This is a genomic window from Streptomyces sp. NBC_01237 (genome assembly GCF_035917275.1).
In the GTDB taxonomy this organism is placed as follows: domain Bacteria; phylum Actinomycetota; class Actinomycetes; order Streptomycetales; family Streptomycetaceae; genus Streptomyces.
Genome location: NZ_CP108509.1, coordinates 1,463,352 through 1,479,388 on the forward strand (window position 1 = coordinate 1,463,352; position 16,037 = coordinate 1,479,388).

Consider the following 16,037-nt stretch of genomic DNA (forward strand, 5'->3'; position numbering starts at 1 on the left):
CGGTTCAAACAGACCGGGGTGGCCGGGCTCAGCGTTCTGGGTGGCCCACAGGTCATACGGTGTCCTTGGCAGGTTCCGCTGTCACTGGCTCCGCCTATGGTCTGGGCATGATTGATCAGCAGTGGAGCGGTGTCCGCCGGCGTGTGGGCGTTTTGGGTGCCCTGTCGGGGAGCAGCAGGGTGTTCGGCTCGCACGGGCACAGATGGGCTCTGGACGACCCCTTGGCCGCCGACGGGCTCGCCGAACTCGAAGCACAGATAGGCGTGCGGTTGCCCGATGAGTACCGAACCTTCCTCACCTGCGTCGGTGCCGGCGGCGCGGGTCCTGCGTACGGCCTCTTTCCCGTTCGCCGCGTCCAAGGCCGCTGGCGCTGGGAAGGTGACGGTGCCGACCTGGCCGATCTTTCCATGCTCGCCCGGCCCTTTCCCGGTCACGGACCGGATCCCCGGGACCGCGACGCACTTCTCGCCGTACGCCCTGAAGAAGAGGGCTTCGACGAGATCGAGGACTTCGACGACGCCATCGAAGCGTGGGACGAACGCTGGCACGCCCTGGTGTTCGCCCCCGAGCGCACCGCCGGCGCGATCGTGATCTCCCACCTCGGCTGCGCCCAGAGGGAGTGGCTGATCATCAGCGGCACCCATCGGGGCACCGTCTGGTCCGACTGGCGGGCGGACGACGGCGACCTGGTCCCCCTCCGCGACCCGGCCGGCGAGCCGGTCACATTCACTCGCTGGTACAGCGACTGGCTGCGGCAGGCCGAGCTCACCGCGCACCAGCCACCTACGAACGCCTGACGCCAGCATGGCGTGCGGACCTCGGCGAGAGCACCGGGCACGGTCCCGGCGACCCCTGCTGAGCGGATCGCTGCCGCAGCCGGAATGGGTGCGCGGCGGATACTTGTCGGATGGATGGATCAAGCGCTACTTGGGTCAACACCACGCACGACTGGGCCGGCGTCGTGGACGCGGACCATCTCGGCCGGATCCGCCGGGGATCCGCGGAGTTCGCGCCGGGCGGGCCTGGACACCTCGTTCTCGAAATCGTTGCTTACGCCGCCGACGAGGCAGCGAGCCGAGGCGGCGGACGATGCGTGGTCACGCTGCACGCCGACGGCTCGGTGTCGGTGAAGGACGACGGCCGGGGCACCGACACTCGGGTCGACGAGCATGGCCACGTGGTCAAGAAACCGGTCATGGCCACGAAGGATCTTCGGTTCTTCGACCTCCCGGAGGCGGAGCGGCTTCCGAACGGACACCCGCGTCGCGGCATGTCCGTCGTCGCAGCGCTCAGCGAGTGGCTGATTCATACCAACCGCCGTCTCAACGGATCCTGGAGCCAGCGCTATGAGCACGGCGTCCCGGTGACCGATCTGCGGCCCGTCGAAGCCGACGGGACCACGGGGACCTGCGTCCGCTTCCTGCCTGTCGAAGCCCTGCGTTCACGGTGGTCGTTGACCGCGGGCGATCCGGTGCGGTGGTCCGCGCACTGGCCCGACCTGGTTGCCCGCCTCGACGATCAGCGCGACGGCGAGGAGCGGCCAGGTCCGTGACCACAGGGCGGTACGACCGAGCTGCACCGGGGAGAGCGGCCCGTTCGGCCCCGCGGCATGTGCGAACGACCCGCAGTACGTACCTTCCTCGCCGATGATCAGGTCGATGGCCCTGGTGATCCCAGCGGTCCGGGCGGTGCGCACGGTCGACGCGGCCATCTCCGGTGCCCGGACTTCTCCGGGCACCGCCGACGTCGACCCGCCCCGGCGGCTCACCGTCGTCTTCGGGGCGGATGTGCCCGGGCGGCAGCTCCCGGAACGTCCGCCCCGAGCCCGGCCGCGTTCTCACCGCGCGACCGCCTCGACCAACTCCTCGCTCGGCGCGGTGGGGGGCTTGGCCTCGTAGGCCACGAACGGCTTCCTACTGATGCCGGGCGGCTCGGCGCGGAGCTGAAGTCGAGCCCCACTCGGTGGGCTGGGGCGAGCCAGGCGGCTGGGTCCTTCGGGTCAAGCGTTCGACATCTCTCGGCGGTCCGGCGCCGGATGCCCTGGCTGCCCTGGCTGCCCTGATCCAGGTGCTGTCGCCCCTGCGCGACCCCGCAACCGGCGCCGCCCTGCGGCCCCATGACCGCCACCACCGTCCCCGGCCGGGTGCCCGCCCGATCATCCGTCTACGCCAGGCACGGCCGCGGCGGCGCGCCCCCCGCCGTTACCCGCCCCGCGCCGTCGTCCCGGCCCCGCAGGGGCCCGGTCTCCACCGGGGCGTGCCCCGGGCGACGGCTGTGGACCGCGCGGCGACGCGCTCCGCCGGGCAGCTCGCTCCCAGCCGCCCCGGCCGCCGCCGTACCCCCGGGCCATACCGTCCCGGACCCGTACGCCCGACCCCGCCGCGACGGAAAGCCGTCCAGCACCAGGGCCAGCTGCCACACCACCACGTCCCACTTCCGCCGCTCCGCCACCCGCCGGGCCCCCGCGAGACACGCCCACTCATTGCGGAACCAGGCCCCCGCCGCGCGCCGGTCCGCGGGCCGCTGCGGAGTCACTCCCGGCAGCGGTGGCCCCAGCCACACCGGCGGATACCGGTACGGGTCCAGCAGCCGATCGGCCGCCCGCGCCGTGTGCAGATAGTGGTCCAGCACCCGCCGCAGCGCCCGCTCGAACGGTTCCGCCTCCCGCAGCTCGGCCGAGTACAGCCGCACCAGCGCGTTCACCCGATACCGGCCGGGCCGGTGCTGCTCCACCAGATGGACCGCCTCCAGCTCTCGCAGCAGCGCCCGCGCCGACGCCGGGGAACGGCCCAGCAGACTCCCCGCGGCGCCCAGCCCGATGTCCGGCCCAGGCACCGCCGACAGCAGCCGGAACGCCCCGGCCGCGGCACCGCCCAGCGCCCGGTACGACAGACGCAGCGCCGTCCGGACATCCGCCGACGGATCATCCGTGCCCAGCGCGGTCAGCCGCCCCGCCTCGTCCCGCAGTTCCTCGGCGAGGGCCGCCAGCGGAAAGCCGGGCCGGGCCGCCGCCCGCGCCGCGACCACGGCGAGCGCCAGCGGCAGGCCCGCGCACTGCTCCACGAGGGCCGCCGTCGACTTCGGCTCGGCCGTCGGCCGCGCCTCGCCCAGCCGGTGGCCGAGCAGTTCCCTGGAGTCCGCCCCGGACAGCGTGGACAGCGGCACCGTCCGCGCCCCCTGGGTGACGGCGAGCCCGGTCAGCCGGCGGCGGCTGGTGACCAGCACGGCGGCCCCGGCGCTCGCCGGCAGCAGCGCCGCCACCTGCTCGGCATCCGCGGCGTCGTCCAGGACGATCAGCACCCGGCGGTCCGCGACCACGCTCCGGTACAGCCCGGCGAGCGCCCCCTGACCGGCCGGGACCGCCCCCGGGTCCGCACCGAGACCGCACAGGAGCAGCCGGAGTGCCTCGGTGGGCGCCAGCGGAGCGCCCTCGCGGGCGAACCCGCGCAGATCCACGTACAGCTGGCCGTCGGGGAAGCGGCGGGTGTTCCGGTGCGCCCAGTGCAGTGCCACCGAGGTCTTGCCGACCCCCGCGCCGCCACTGATGACACACACCGGCCCCGCGCCGGAACCGCCGCCGGGCGCCCGGTCCGCCGTCTCGTCCGGCGACTGGCCCAGTGCCCGTTCCAGGAGGGCGAGTTCAGCCGTACGCCCGGTGAAGCACCGTGTCGCGGGAGGAAGCTGATGCGGCACCGCGCCGGTGCGCTGCCCGTCCGGGAGCGTGCGGGGGTCCGGCTCGGTGAGGGAGCCCGCCCCGGCGGAGGAGCGGGACACCGCGGAGAAGCCGGACACCGCGGGGGAGCTGGTCACCGTGAGGGAGCCCGCCGTCCCGGTGACCGGGGCGGAACCGGTCACCGGGACGGCGGCCGACCGCCCGGCCGGCCCGAGCGCCGGATCGCCCGCCAGCACCCGCTGATACAGCCGCCGCAGCTCCAGCCCCGGATCACTGCCCAGTTCCTCCGCCAGCGCGCACCGCACCCGCTCGAAGCAGCGCAGCGCGTCCGCCGTCCGCCCGCTCCGGTACAGCGCGAGCATGAGCTGGGCTGCCAGCCGCTCGTCCCAGGGGTGCTCGTCGTGGCAGGCACCCAGCTCCGGCAGGAGCTTGCTGTGACACCCCAGCCACAGCGCCAGGTCGTTGCGGTCCAGCCGACAGGCGTGCCGCTGCTCCGACAGCGAGGCCCGTACCGCGTTGAACCACGGGGTGTCCACCCCCGCGAACGGCTCGCCCCGCCACAGCGCGAGCGCCCGGTCGTACAACTCCAGCGCCCGGTCACCGTCGGCGGCCCGCGCCCGCGCGACCAGATCGTGGAAGAGATGCGCGTCCACCGCGCCCGGACCGGCGAGCACCGTGTACCCGCCGGGCCGCCGCACGATGGCGGACCACCCCGTACCGGCCTCCTCCGATACGGCGGAGCCCTGTGCGGGCCGCTCCAGCACCCGGCGCAGCCGTGACAGGTAGCTGTGCAGCGTCGCGGTGACCTGACGCGGCGGCCGGGCACCCCACACCCGCTCCGCCAGCCCCTCCAGGGGCACCAACCGGTCGGCGTCCATCAGCAGCGCCGCCAGGACGGTCCGCTGCCGGGCCGGGCCCAGGTCCATACGGCATCCGTCCCGCCGTGCCTCGATCTCCCCGAGCACTCCGTACCCGATGTCCAACGCGTCCCGTCCGTCCGCTGAGTGCCATCCCACCGGCCGCCGCCGATTTCAGATTTGCTCAAGATTCGTGCAAGGGCGTCCCCGGAAGCTGACGGGGCCGAAGACGCTTCCACGCAATCGGCCGGGAGCACACCGAGTCCCCTCACCCAGAGGAAGTCCATGCGCATGTGGTTCCAGAACCGGCCCGGTTCTTTGACCGGCCGTCCGGTCCCACAGGCGGAGGCCGCCGCCACCGGGCGCCGGTACGGGGAATCCCCCGCCGCCCGACAGGGCGCACCGGCTCCGCGGCGCGACCCGGTACCGGCCTCCGGACGGCCGTGACCCGTCACGTCCGCGCCGACGGCAGCCGCGTTTCCCGCGCCACCGCCGCGAGCGCCGCAACGGCCGGTCGGCCCCAGGGCCGGCCGCTCACAACAACACCAACCGAAGGACCTCTCATGCGCGCGTGGTTCGAAAACCTCTCCGACTCCCTGATCGACCGCCTGGTCCCCCGGGCGGAGGCCGCCGCCGCCACCGAGTGCTGGACCGAGGAGATCTGCCAGCAGGGGCCGCTCCAGCTCTGCGGCTCCACCGGCCGCTGGGGCTACTTCATCTACCAGGTGTGCGCCGACGGCAGCCGCTCCTACCGGGGCGTCCGCTGCGCCCGCTGCAACGGCTGACCCACCCCCGGCACCATCCCTCACCCACCTCTCCTCGACGAAAGGGTCTCCCGTGCGCAAGTGGTTCCGGAAACTGTCCGATGATCTGGTCGACCGCCTGGTCCCCCGGGCGGAGGCGGCCGCCGCCGTCCAGTGCTGGACCGAGGAATCGTGCATCCGGACGATGATCCCGGTGTGCCACCAGACCGGCTTCAGGGCGCTCTCCACCTACCAGGTCTGTTCCGACGGCACCCGCTACTACCAGAGCTATCGCTGCGCCAACTGCACCGCCTGACCAGCCCGTCGGCCCCTGGCGGGGGAGGGGGAACTCTCCCGCCGCCCCCGCCGGGGGCCACCCCCTCAAAGAAGGACACCGTCGTGGAACTCGCCCTCTGGGCGGTCCGGGGCTGTCTGCTGCTGGTGTTCACGCGCTCGGTCATGGGCAAGGTACGGAGCCGGGCCGCCTTCGCGGAGTTCACCGGGACCGTGCGCTCCCTGCCGCCCGCCCGGCCGCTGTCCGCCCCGCTGCCCGCCCGCACCCTCGCCGTGCTGGTGGTGACCGCGGAGGCCGCCCTCGTACCCGCCCTCGCCCTGCCGGGCGTTCTCGCACCCCCGGCCGTACTCGCCGCCGGGCTCGGGACCGCCGCCGTGCTGCTCGCCGCATTCACCGCGCTGGCCGCCGACGCCGCCCGCAGGGGCAGTCGTGTCCCCTGCCGCTGCTTCGGCCGTACGACGACCCCGCTCGGCGCCGTCCACGCCGTACGCAACTCCGTTCTGCTCGCGGTGGCGGTCACCGGCCTCGTCGCCGTCACCGTCACCGGGCGGTCCCCGGAGGCGGGCGACCCGATGGGGGGCGACCCGATGGTGGTGCTGACCGCCCTTCTCGGGGGTGCGGTCCTCGGCCTGCTCGTCACGGCCCTCGACGACCTCGCCGCGCTCTTCCGTCCCCTGCCCCGAAAGGAATCCGCCCCGTGAATCCGCTCGCCGTCGCCATCCTCGCCGTCGGAGCCCTGGCCCTGGTCAACCTCGTTCTCACCGTCGGTGTCGTCCGACGGCTGCGTGAACACTCCGACCTGCTGGAGCGCGCACCGGTGCCCGCCGTCGGCATGCCCGAGGGCATGTCCGGGATCGCGGCCGTCGGCACCTCGATCCCCTCCTTCACCGCGGGCCCGCCCGACAGCCCCGTCACCGACCGGGATCTCGCCGACGGAACCCTCGTCGCGTTCTTCTCGCCCACCTGCGCGCCCTGCCGCGACAAGCTGCCCGGCTTCGTCGCCCGCTACGCGGACCGGCCCGAGGAGGCCCGGCGGGTACTCGCCGTGGTCGTCGACGACTCGGGCGACTCGCACGGCTCGGACGAGCACGGCTCGGGCGCGTCCGACGCGTCGATGGCCGCCGCTCTTGCCGCCGTGGTGCCCACCGTCCAGGAGTCCCATGACGGCCCGGTGACCCGGGCTTTCGCCGCCAAGGCGTTTCCCAGCTGTGTACAGGTGGGACACGGCCCCGACGGCGGTCTCGTGGTGACCGAGGTCGGCCGGTGGCCCCGTACCCCCGTCGCCGCCCGGTGACCGGCCCCGCCGCCGGACCCGGTGACGAGCCCGACGACTCCCCGCTCCTCACCGTGATGGCCGCCGCGGTCCGCCTCGCCCGCCGGGCGGCACCCGCCACACTCACGGGCTGGCTGCTGCTCACCGTGGCCGCGTCCGCCGCCCCGGTCGCCGCCGCCTGGACCCTCAAGACCGTGATCGACCGGCTGGTCACCGGCCCCTCCGCCGGCGGCTCGCTCACCGGTCCGGTCCTGCTGCTGGTCGGCTGCGGTGTCGCCGTGGCCGTCGTACCCCAGTTCCTCCAGTATCTGCGGGCCCAGCTCGGCCGGGCGGTGGGGCTGCGCGCCCAGATCGAACTGCACACCGCCGTCGACCGGTTCACCGGTATCGGCCCGTACGAGAACCCGCGCTTCCTGGACCGGCTGCGGATGGCCCGTCAGTACGGCGGCTCCGCCCCGGTCGACGCGGTCGGCAGTGTCATCGGCACCGTCGGCGCCGTGGTGACCCTCACCGGCTTCCTCGGCGCGCTCGCCCTGCTCGGCCCCTGGATGGCGGCGGCGGTCCTGGCCTCCGGCGTCCTCGTCCTCGGCGCCGAGATCGCGCTCAGCCGCCGGCGCGCCGCGCTCGTCTGGTCGGTGGGCCCGGTGGAGCGCCGGGAACTGTTCTACAGCGCCCTCCTGACGGATCTGCGGGCCGCGAAGGAGATCCGGCTCTTCGGTCTGGGGCGATTCCTCGGTGATCGGATGGTCGCGGAGCGCCGTACCTCGGACGCCGCGAAGCGGGGGATGGACCGTCAGGAGCTGGCCGTCCAGGCGGGGCTCGCCCTGCTCTCGGCCCTGGTCGCGGGGGCCGGCCTGCTGTGGGCGGTCTCGGCCGCCCGCTCGGGGCAGATCACGGTCGGCGGGGTGACCGTCCTGGTCACCGCGCTGCCCGCAGTGCAGGCGGCCCTGGCCGGTCTCGCCGGCGAACTCGCCATGGGCCACCACGCCCTTCTGATGTTCCGCCACTTCCTCACCGTGACCGGTGCAGGGCCCGATCTGCCGGTGCCCGCCCGCCCCCGTCCCGTCCCGCCGCTGCGTCACTCGGTGGAGTTCCGTGATGTGTGGTTCCGTTACGGCGAGGACCAGCCCTGGGTGCTCCGGGGCGTCGATCTGGTCCTGCCCGCCGGGCAGGCCGTGGGCCTCGTCGGCCTCAACGGCGCCGGGAAGTCCACGCTGGTGAAGCTGGTGTGCCGGTTCTACGATCCCAGCCGGGGGCAGATCCTCTGGGACGGTGTCGACCTGCGCGAGCTGTGCCCGCGTGAGCTGCGCCGCCGGATGGGGGCGACGTTCCAGGACTTCATGGAGTACGACCTGACGGCCCGCGAGAACATCGCCCTGGGCGATCTCGCCGCGCTCCAGGACCCCGACCGGGTGGAACAGGTCGCCCGTGTCGCGGGAATCCACGACCGGCTGACCGGACTGCCCCACGGCTACGACACCCTGCTGAGCCGGATCTTCTTCAGCGAGCGGGACAAGGACGATGCCACGACCGGCATCGTCCTCTCCGGCGGCCAGTGGCAGCGGCTCGCCCTCGCCCGCTCCCTGATCCGGGACGACGCCGACCTGCTGGTCCTGGACGAGCCCGGCTCCGGTCTCGACCCCGAGGCGGAGTACGAGATCCACCGCCGGCTGCGGCGCCACCGCGCGGGCCGGGCGGGGCTGCTCATCTCGCACCGCCTCAACACCCTGCGCGACGCGGACACGATCGTGGTCCTGGAGGACGGCCGGATCGTCGAGCGGGGACCGCACGCCGACCTCATGCGCCGTTCCGGGGTGTACGCCCGGCTGTTCAGCCTCCAGGCCAGCGGGTACGCGCCCGACGGCGACGGCGGCGCTCATGGTGAGGGGCCTTCCGCGGTCGCCCCGCCGCTCTCCGGCGCCGCTGCCGGGACGCAGCCGCCCGCCGTCGTGGTGGCCGCCGCCTCCGGGAGCGGAGGTTCTCCGTGATCGTGCGCCTCGCCCGCCGTCTGCTGCGGACCCGTCTGCTGGCCGTCACCGTCACCGGCCCCAGCATGGAGCCCGCCCTCCGTGACGGCGACCGCGTCCTCGTGCGCCGCCGCCCGTCCGGCCCGGCCCGGGGTGATGTCGTCGTCCTCGAACCGCCTCCCGGAGCCCGTGAGGCGGGGCTGACGCACGAGGGGCTGATCATCAAACGGGTCGCCGCCGGGCCGGGCGACCCGGTTCCGGCCCTCTTCGCCGAACGGCTGGGCGTCCCCCCGGGCGCGGTCGTGCCGCCCGGCCACTACCTGGTCCTGGGCGACAACCGGCCCCTGAGCGTCGACTCCCGCCGCTTCGGCTATGTCACCCGCGCCCTGCTGACCGGTGTGGTGACACGCCCTCTGCCCCGCCACACCCCCACCGTGCCGGCCGCCCCCGTCACCACGGCTGATCCGCTCCTCCCCGTGGCGGAGCCGGTGAGGGACGCGGGGTGATCCCGCCCCGGTGGTTCCGCGTCCCCGGAGCACGCGCCGCCACCGCCGGCCGGTGAGCAAGCTCCCACACCACACCTCGGACTCCGAGGTTCTCCAGCGGACGCCGAGCGGCGACCCGTTCGCGTCCAGGCCCAGCGAATCGATCCGCCCGCCGTGGACCGGCCCGGTGCCGCTGCGGGCACCACGCGCTCGACGCCCTGCCCGGCAGCTCGTACGAGATCTGCCGGTTGCCCCTCACCGGTTTCCCTCGAAACGCTCCGTGCCACGGCACAGGAGCGGCAGCGAAGTCCCGGACGGACGCGCTTGTTGGGGTCCTGTGCGCAAGGTCCGACGCCGCTTCACCGTCGATTCAGGCGATTTGGCCGATGCTCCATGGTCAAAGGGCCACTAGACACTTCGGCAGACCGGCAGGAGTATCACTTCTTATTCCAACAAGCACGCGGGCCGTCTCCGGGGTGAAACGCTTGGACATCAATAATCTGCAGTGAATCGCTTGGGACGACTGGGTGTTGAAAGGCTTCAACACCACTGACATACCGTTGAATCTCTGCGTGCTTCAGGAAAGAACAGCTGCGGCCTCCACCGCATGGCGGAAAGAGCGGTTCGACGCTGCGCGTCCCGGCTGAGAGATGTGGGTGCTGAGGAGCAACAGGCATGAGCGAGAGCGGAACGCAAGCATGAGTGCCTTCGGCGCCCGAGTGGGCCGGGTGGCCGATCCGCGGGGCGCGATCGTCGTCACCCGGGCCTCGTGGAGGTCGGGAGCCACGGTGCGGTGGACCTGTACGCCGCCGGGATCGGCATGGAACCGGACGGGGTCCGCCGCCGCAACGTCATCGCCGCGGACATCTTCTCCTTCCCTACCGCGACGGGCGCTTGCCACGGCTCCGGTGAACATCGTCGAGGCCGTGCTCGCCGCGGCTGCCGAGCGGCAACCCGCACCAACCCCGTCCGTGTGAATGAGGAGATCGATGGAAGCCGATTGGCCTGAAGAGTTCGAGACCCTCGTGCGCGGCTATCTGCCTCGTCTGCGCGATGAGGACCGACTGCATCCTGATTCCGACCTGATCAACCTGGGTCTCGATTCACTCAACGCGGTCGGACTGCTGCTGGATCTTGAGGGGGCATTCGACGTGATGGTTCCCGCCGACGGGCTCAATATCAGGACCGTGCAGTCCCCGAGTTCCCTGTGGTCGACGATCGACGAACTGCGCAAGGCGTAAAGGCCGAGGTTGTGCATACCCATCGACGGCGGCTGGATTCTCTGCTGCCACTCCCGCAGGGTAATGAAATCGCGAAGGCAGAACCGAGTAGGCGGCCCAGGGCGGTCGGACCGCCTCTCGGCCTGTGAGGCGCATGTGAACGGCTGGCCGGCGGCACTGCCGGCGAGGGCCCCTGTCCCTTGCGCCGGCAGTGCCCAAGGGAATTGAGGAATCCATGCTCATCTGCGGAATCAAGGCTACCCACGACGGAGCGGTCGCGGTCATCGAGGACGGCCGTCTCCTGTTCAGTATCGAGACCGAGAAGATAGAAAATGGTGACCGCTACAGTTCACTGGGCGATCTGCGGAAGGTGTCCGACATCCTCGACCGCGAGGGACTGTCACCGGCCGATGTCGACCAGTTCGTGATCGATGGCTGGTACACGACCGACGCGAGCGGTGCGCACGCCGTCACAGTGAACAACGGCGACCGGCCGGTGGAGCTCCCCGTCGCCCCCTACGTGGAGACCTTTGGCGGCGCGGAACCACTGCAGCGGCACAGTTTCGACGGTGCCGACTTCATCGGCGGTTCCGACTATGCCAGCTTCCACCACGTGGCCCATCATCTTCTCGCCGCCTACTGCACGAGCCCCTTCGCCGCGAACGGCGAGGACGCGCTCGCCCTGGTGTGGGACGGGGGCATCGCGCCACGGCTCTACGAGGTGCGGGCCGCCACTCGCGAGGTGACGTTGGTCTCCGTGCTGCTGCCGATCACGGGCAACAGCTTCGCGAACTTCGCCGGGGAGTTCAGCCCGTACGCGGCGGACCTGACTGGCCTGACGCCGGACGAGGTGCTCCGCCACCGCCTGTCGATCGCGGGTAAGGCGATGGCGTACTCGGCACTGGGTACAGCGGAGCCCGATGCCTTCCCCTTGCTCGATGATCTCATCGCTGAATTCCCCAGCGTGAGCATGAAGAACGCACGGACCATGGGGGCGAAGGTCGCCTCGAACCGAGACGAAATGATGCCGGGCATGTCCGACGCGGACATCATCGCCACGTTTCAGGAGTACCTGGGTCAGCGTCTGCTGAACCGGCTGGCCGCAGTCGTGAGGCGCAGGTTCCCCGACCGTCGGCCCAATCTGGTGCTCGGTGGCGGCTGCGCCCTGAATATCAAGTGGAACAGCTTGATCCGCGCGAGTGGGCTCTTCGGGGACGTATTCGCACCGCCGTTCCCGAACGATGCCGGAGCGGCCATCGGCACAGCCGTGTGCGAGTCGTTCCACCGCGGGAACCTCGCACTCGACTGGGACGTCTACACCGGACCCGCGCTGGTCGCCGGCCCGGTTCCCGACGGATGGCAGGCGCGGCCGTGTGACGAGGTGCGGCTGGCGCAGCTTTTGCACACGGAGGGCGAACCGGTGGTCGTCCTTTCGGGACGTGCCGAGTTGGGCCCGCGCGCCTTGGGCAACCGGAGCATCCTGGCTCCCGCCGATGATCCCGGGATGAAAGCCCGGCTCAACGCGATGAAGAACCGGGCCGATTACCGGCCGGTGGCCCCGATCTGCCTGGAAGCCCGGGCGCCCGAGGTGTTCACCCCCGGCACTCCGGACCCTCACATGCTGTTCGAGCACCGGATGCGCCCCGGGTGGGCCGAACGCGTCCCGGCCGTCGTCCACCTGGACGGTACCGCCAGGCTTCAGACCATCGGCGACGACAGCAGCTCGGCCGCCGTCCGGATCCTCACCGCGTACGAGGAGATCAGCGGTCTGCCCGTGCTGTGCAACACCAGCGCGAACTTCGAGGGGCGCGGCTTCTTTCCCGACGTGGCGTCGGCCGCCCGTTGGGGAGGGACGCGCTACATCTGGTCGGAAGGCGTGTTGTACACGAATACGGTGCCCCGATGACGGGCGTGGAGCAGCCGGGCGGGTGAAGGAGTCGCGCAGGCCCGGCAGTTCACTGGCGTACCCGGTCACGACGCCGATCGAGATCCGGTCCGCCGGCCGGCCGTTCGGAGAGAGACCTCTTCATCGTGGCCGACGTCGTGCTCCGCGTGGGCGGACCGCCGAGATGACCGGCCTCGAATCGCAGCACGTGGAAACGAACATGGCACGCCCCGACGGGTGTGGGCGCCGAGAGGACGAAAGGTGATGAGCATGGCCGAGAACCCGGCCCCGGAGAGTCCGACAGCGGCGCTCGGCGGGAACGGTGGAGGGCGTCCCGCGCTGGTCCGGCAGTCGCGTCCCGTGCTGATCCCACTGTCACCCGCGCAACGGCAACTATGGATTCTTGACAAGGTCGCGGGAGGCGGAGATCGTGCCGCCGCGGCCAACAACATCACGTTGGCGCTGCGCCTGTCCGGTCGGCTCGACTCCGCCGCCCTGCGGAGCGCACTCAGTGACCTGGTGACACGGCACGAGGTGCTGCGCACGGTCTTCCCCGGAACGGAGTCCGAAACCGCCTACCTCGCCCACCAGGTCGTTCTCGGCGCCTTCAGGCCCGCGCTGCCGGTTACCGACATCTCGCCCGGGGAACTGGATGACGCTCTGGCGGCCGAGGCGGCGCGCGGATTCGATCTGACGGCTGCGCCGCCGATCCGCTGCCATCTGTTCGCGGTCTCGCCGGACGAGCATGTGTTGCTGATTTCGGTCCATCACATCGCGATGGACCGCTGGTCGTGCGAGCCGCTGGCAGCCGATCTCGCACTGGCCTACACCGCCCGGTCCCAAGGGCTGGAGCCCGGCTTCGGGCCGCCGGCCGCCCAGTTCGCCGACTATGTCCTCTGGCACCAGCGCATCATGGGCGACGAACGCGATACCGGCAGCCCGGCGGGTTCGCAGCTGGCCTTCTGGCGGCGGGCGCTGGCCGGACTGCCTGATGAGCTGGACCTACCGACCGAGCGGCGCCGCCCGGCCACGGCCGGCCGGCGCCGCTCGACCGTTCCGATCCGGCTTGACGCCGCGCTGCATAGCCGGCTGACACAGCTGGCGCGGACCACCCGTACAAGCTTGTTCATGGTGTTGCAGGGCGGACTCGCCGCCATGCTCACCCGCCTCGGCGCCGGGACCGACATCCCGCTGGGCTGCCAGGTGGCCGGCCGCGACGACGCGGCCCTGGCGGACATGGTCGGCTGCCTTCGTAACACGCTGGTGCTGCGGACCGACACATCGGGCGATCCGGCCTTCACCGAACTGCTCGACCGGATACGGAAGAGCGGTCTGGAGGCCCGTGCCAACTCCGACCTGCCGTTCGACCGCGTGGTGGACGCCGTCCATCCGACGCGCTCCCTGGCCAGGCACCCGCTTTTCCAGATCATGCTGGTACTGCGGAACGCCTCGGTACGGCAGTTCGCCCTGCCCGGAATCGAAGTCACCGAGCAATACGTGCACACTGCCGACGCACGCTTTGACCTGGTGATCGACTTTCGGGAGGAGCCCGGCGGCGAACTCGGCGGGGTCGTCGAATACGCCGACGACCTGTACGACCGGGTCAGCGTCGAGCGCTTCGCGGCGCGGCTGGTGCGTCTGCTGCGCGCTTTCGCCGCGGATCCCAGCCTGCCCATCGGACGGCCGCCGCTGCTGGAACCAGCGGAATTCGAGCGCATGGCGACGGAGTGGCACGGTACCGAGGTAGATGCGGAGCCGGTTCCCGTACAGCGTCAGTTCGAGGCCCAGGCGCGCCGGACGCCTGACGGTCTCGCGGTGGCCTTCCGCGACCGGCGGCTCAGCTACGCCGAACTCGACGCGCGAGCAGACGATCTGGCCCGGCGGATCGCCGCGCGGGGTGTCGGTCCGGAGAAGCTGGTGGCCGTGTGCATGCCGCGATCCGAATGGCTGGTCGTCGCGTTGCTCGCGGTGCTCAAGGCCGGCGGTGTGTATCTGCCGGTCGACCCGGACTACCCGCCGAATCGCATCGCCTACATCCTGGACGACGCCGCCCCCGTGCTCGCGCTCGCCACGTCCGCGACGGCTGCCGGGCTTGCGGAGGCCAAGGTGCCGTGCCTGCTCCTGGACGGGGACCCGGCCGACGACAGGCCGACCGGCGATGGGCAGGACGCCGACAGCGGTACCGCGGCCCCGGTCCCGCCGGCGGCACCCGCCTTCGTGATCTACACCTCGGGATCGACCGGACGGCCCAAGGGGGTCGTCATTTCCCACGGCGCGCTGGTCAACCTCCTCGGGGCCATGGGTGAGCGTTTCCCGCTCGGCCACAGCGACCGGTGGCTCGCGGTGACCACGATCGCCTTCGACATCTCCCATCTCGAACTGTGGCTGCCGCTGATATCCGGTGCCGGAGTCGTCCTCGCGGACCAGGACATCGTCTACGATCCGGCCGCCCTCAGCGCCGTCGTCAAGTCCGCCGGAGTTACCGTCATGCAGGCCACGCCATCGCTGTGGCAGTCCCAGCTCGGTGCCGACCTCGACGGCGTGACGGGCCTGCGGATGCTCACCGGTGGGGAGGTGCTCCCGCCGGCGCTGGCCAGGGCCATGGCGGAGCGGGCAGCTGAGGTGGTCAATGCCTACGGCCCCACCGAGACCACGATCTATTCGACGATGGCCACCGTTCCCCCCTCAGCCGGCCACATTTCGATCGGGCGCCCGATCCGGAACACCCGGGTGTACGTCCTCGACGCCGGATTGCGGCCGCTTCCGAATGGCGTCGTGGGGGAGCTCCATATCGCCGGCGCCGGCCTTGCCCGCGGTTACCTGAACCGTGCCGCACTGACCGCTGAACGCTTCGTGGCCGACCCGTTCGGCCCGCCGGGCTCACGGATGTACAGGACGGGCGACATGGCTCGCCGGCGGGCCGACGGCACCCTCGACTACATCGGCCGGGTCGACCAGCAGGTGAAGCTCCGGGGGTTCCGTATCGAGCTCGGCGAGGTGGAGAACACTCTGGCCGCTCACGGGAGTGTCGCGCAGGCCGCCGTGGTGATCCGGGAGGACCGTCCAGGGGACAGGCAACTGGTCGGCTATGTGGTTCCCACCGTCCCGGACGGGTCGGTCGCGGCACCTCTCGACCCGGTGGACCTGCGGACTTTCGCGGGAGAGGTGCTCCCCGGCTACATGGTGCCCGGATCGATCGTTGTGCTGGACGCGCTTCCGCTGACCCCCAACGGCAAATTGGACCGCGGGGCGTTGCCCGCCCCGGAGCTGCCGGACGCTGCTTCCCGTCGGTCTCCCGTTTCCGGGACCGAGGAACTCCTGTGCCGGCTGTTCGCGCAGGAGCTCGGCCTCGCCGGTGTCGGCGCCGATGTCCCGTTCTTCGACCTCGGCGGAAACAGCCTCACCGCGATCCGGCTGGTCAACGCCGCTCGCAGGGCCGGACTGCCGCTGACGGTGCGGGAGGTTTTCGCGCACCGGACCGTCGAGCGCCTCGCTCGTGCCGTCGACGGCCGCTCCGGGGAACAGGAACCCGTGCAGGGGGCCGAATCCGGCCCGCTCACGCGCCCGCACGGAGCGGACCGGTAGTCCGTTTCCCTCGTGACGGCCCTGGACGGGCAGTCACATGAAACCCCTGAGGGC

General features: G+C 71.8%; 13 protein-coding genes. 12 read left to right on the forward strand and 1 reads right to left on the reverse strand.

Features of this window, described 5'->3' with window-relative positions:
- Positions 1–107 precede the first annotated feature (107 nt).
- From OG251_RS42645 to OG251_RS42655, 3 genes are all read left to right on the forward strand, one after another.
- Positions 108–797 carry an SMI1/KNR4 family protein gene (locus OG251_RS42645; protein ID WP_326682644.1) on the forward strand — a complete coding sequence of 230 codons (690 nt, stop codon included), beginning with the start codon at positions 108–110 and terminating at the stop codon, positions 795–797.
- A gap of 110 nt (positions 798–907) precedes the next feature.
- Complete coding sequence (locus OG251_RS42650) at positions 908–1,552, forward strand: ATP-binding protein (RefSeq protein ID WP_326682645.1); 645 nt, start codon at positions 908–910, stop codon at positions 1,550–1,552.
- A 94-nt stretch (positions 1,553–1,646) separates the two neighbouring features.
- Entirely contained in the window at positions 1,647–1,898 is a 252-nt protein-coding gene (locus OG251_RS42655) for a hypothetical protein (protein ID WP_326682646.1), read from the forward strand.
- 265 nt (positions 1,899–2,163) lie between these two features.
- Here the strand turns inward: OG251_RS42655 and OG251_RS42660 are convergent, their stop codons facing one another.
- Positions 2,164–4,599, reverse strand: coding sequence for an AfsR/SARP family transcriptional regulator (locus OG251_RS42660; RefSeq protein WP_326682647.1), 2,436 nt, complete (start codon positions 4,597–4,599; stop codon positions 2,164–2,166).
- A 494-nt stretch (positions 4,600–5,093) separates the two neighbouring features.
- Here OG251_RS42660 and OG251_RS42665 point away from each other — a divergent pair, with 494 nt between their 5' ends.
- The 9 genes from OG251_RS42665 (at position 5,094) to OG251_RS42705 (ending at position 15,983) form a co-directional block, all read left to right on the forward strand.
- Positions 5,094–5,315: a hypothetical protein gene (locus OG251_RS42665; protein WP_326682648.1), complete on the forward strand. Its 222-nt coding sequence runs from the start codon at positions 5,094–5,096 to the stop codon at positions 5,313–5,315.
- Between the two features lie 52 nt (positions 5,316–5,367).
- Positions 5,368–5,589, forward strand: coding sequence for a hypothetical protein (locus OG251_RS42670; protein WP_326682649.1), 222 nt, complete (start codon positions 5,368–5,370; stop codon positions 5,587–5,589).
- Positions 5,590–5,672: 83 nt separating this feature from the next.
- Positions 5,673–6,269, forward strand: coding sequence for a MauE/DoxX family redox-associated membrane protein (locus OG251_RS42675; RefSeq protein WP_326682650.1), 597 nt, complete (start codon positions 5,673–5,675; stop codon positions 6,267–6,269).
- On the forward strand, positions 6,266–6,862 hold the full coding sequence (locus OG251_RS42680) for a hypothetical protein (protein WP_326682651.1): 597 nt from the start codon (positions 6,266–6,268) through the stop codon (positions 6,860–6,862). Before OG251_RS42675 ends, OG251_RS42680 begins: the two co-directional genes overlap by 4 nt.
- 56 nt (positions 6,863–6,918) lie before the next feature.
- On the forward strand, positions 6,919–8,829 hold the full coding sequence (locus OG251_RS42685) for an ABC transporter ATP-binding protein (protein WP_442818482.1): 1,911 nt from the start codon (positions 6,919–6,921) through the stop codon (positions 8,827–8,829).
- On the forward strand, positions 8,826–9,314 hold the full coding sequence (locus OG251_RS42690) for a S26 family signal peptidase (protein WP_326682653.1): 489 nt from the start codon (positions 8,826–8,828) through the stop codon (positions 9,312–9,314). Before OG251_RS42685 ends, OG251_RS42690 begins: the two co-directional genes overlap by 4 nt.
- 968 nt (positions 9,315–10,282) lie before the next feature.
- The gene (locus tag OG251_RS42695) at positions 10,283–10,534 is read left to right on the forward strand and encodes a phosphopantetheine-binding protein (RefSeq protein ID WP_326682654.1); all 252 of its coding nucleotides are present in this window, start codon (positions 10,283–10,285) and stop codon (positions 10,532–10,534) included.
- Between the two features lie 214 nt (positions 10,535–10,748).
- A complete protein-coding gene (locus OG251_RS42700) occupies positions 10,749–12,419 on the forward strand; it encodes a carbamoyltransferase N-terminal domain-containing protein (protein WP_326682655.1) in 1,671 nt (556 codons plus the stop codon).
- A gap of 249 nt (positions 12,420–12,668) precedes the next feature.
- Positions 12,669–15,983, forward strand: a complete 3,315-nt coding sequence (locus OG251_RS42705) for a non-ribosomal peptide synthetase (protein ID WP_326682656.1) — start codon at positions 12,669–12,671, stop codon at positions 15,981–15,983.
- The last annotated feature ends 54 nt before the right edge of the window (positions 15,984–16,037 follow it).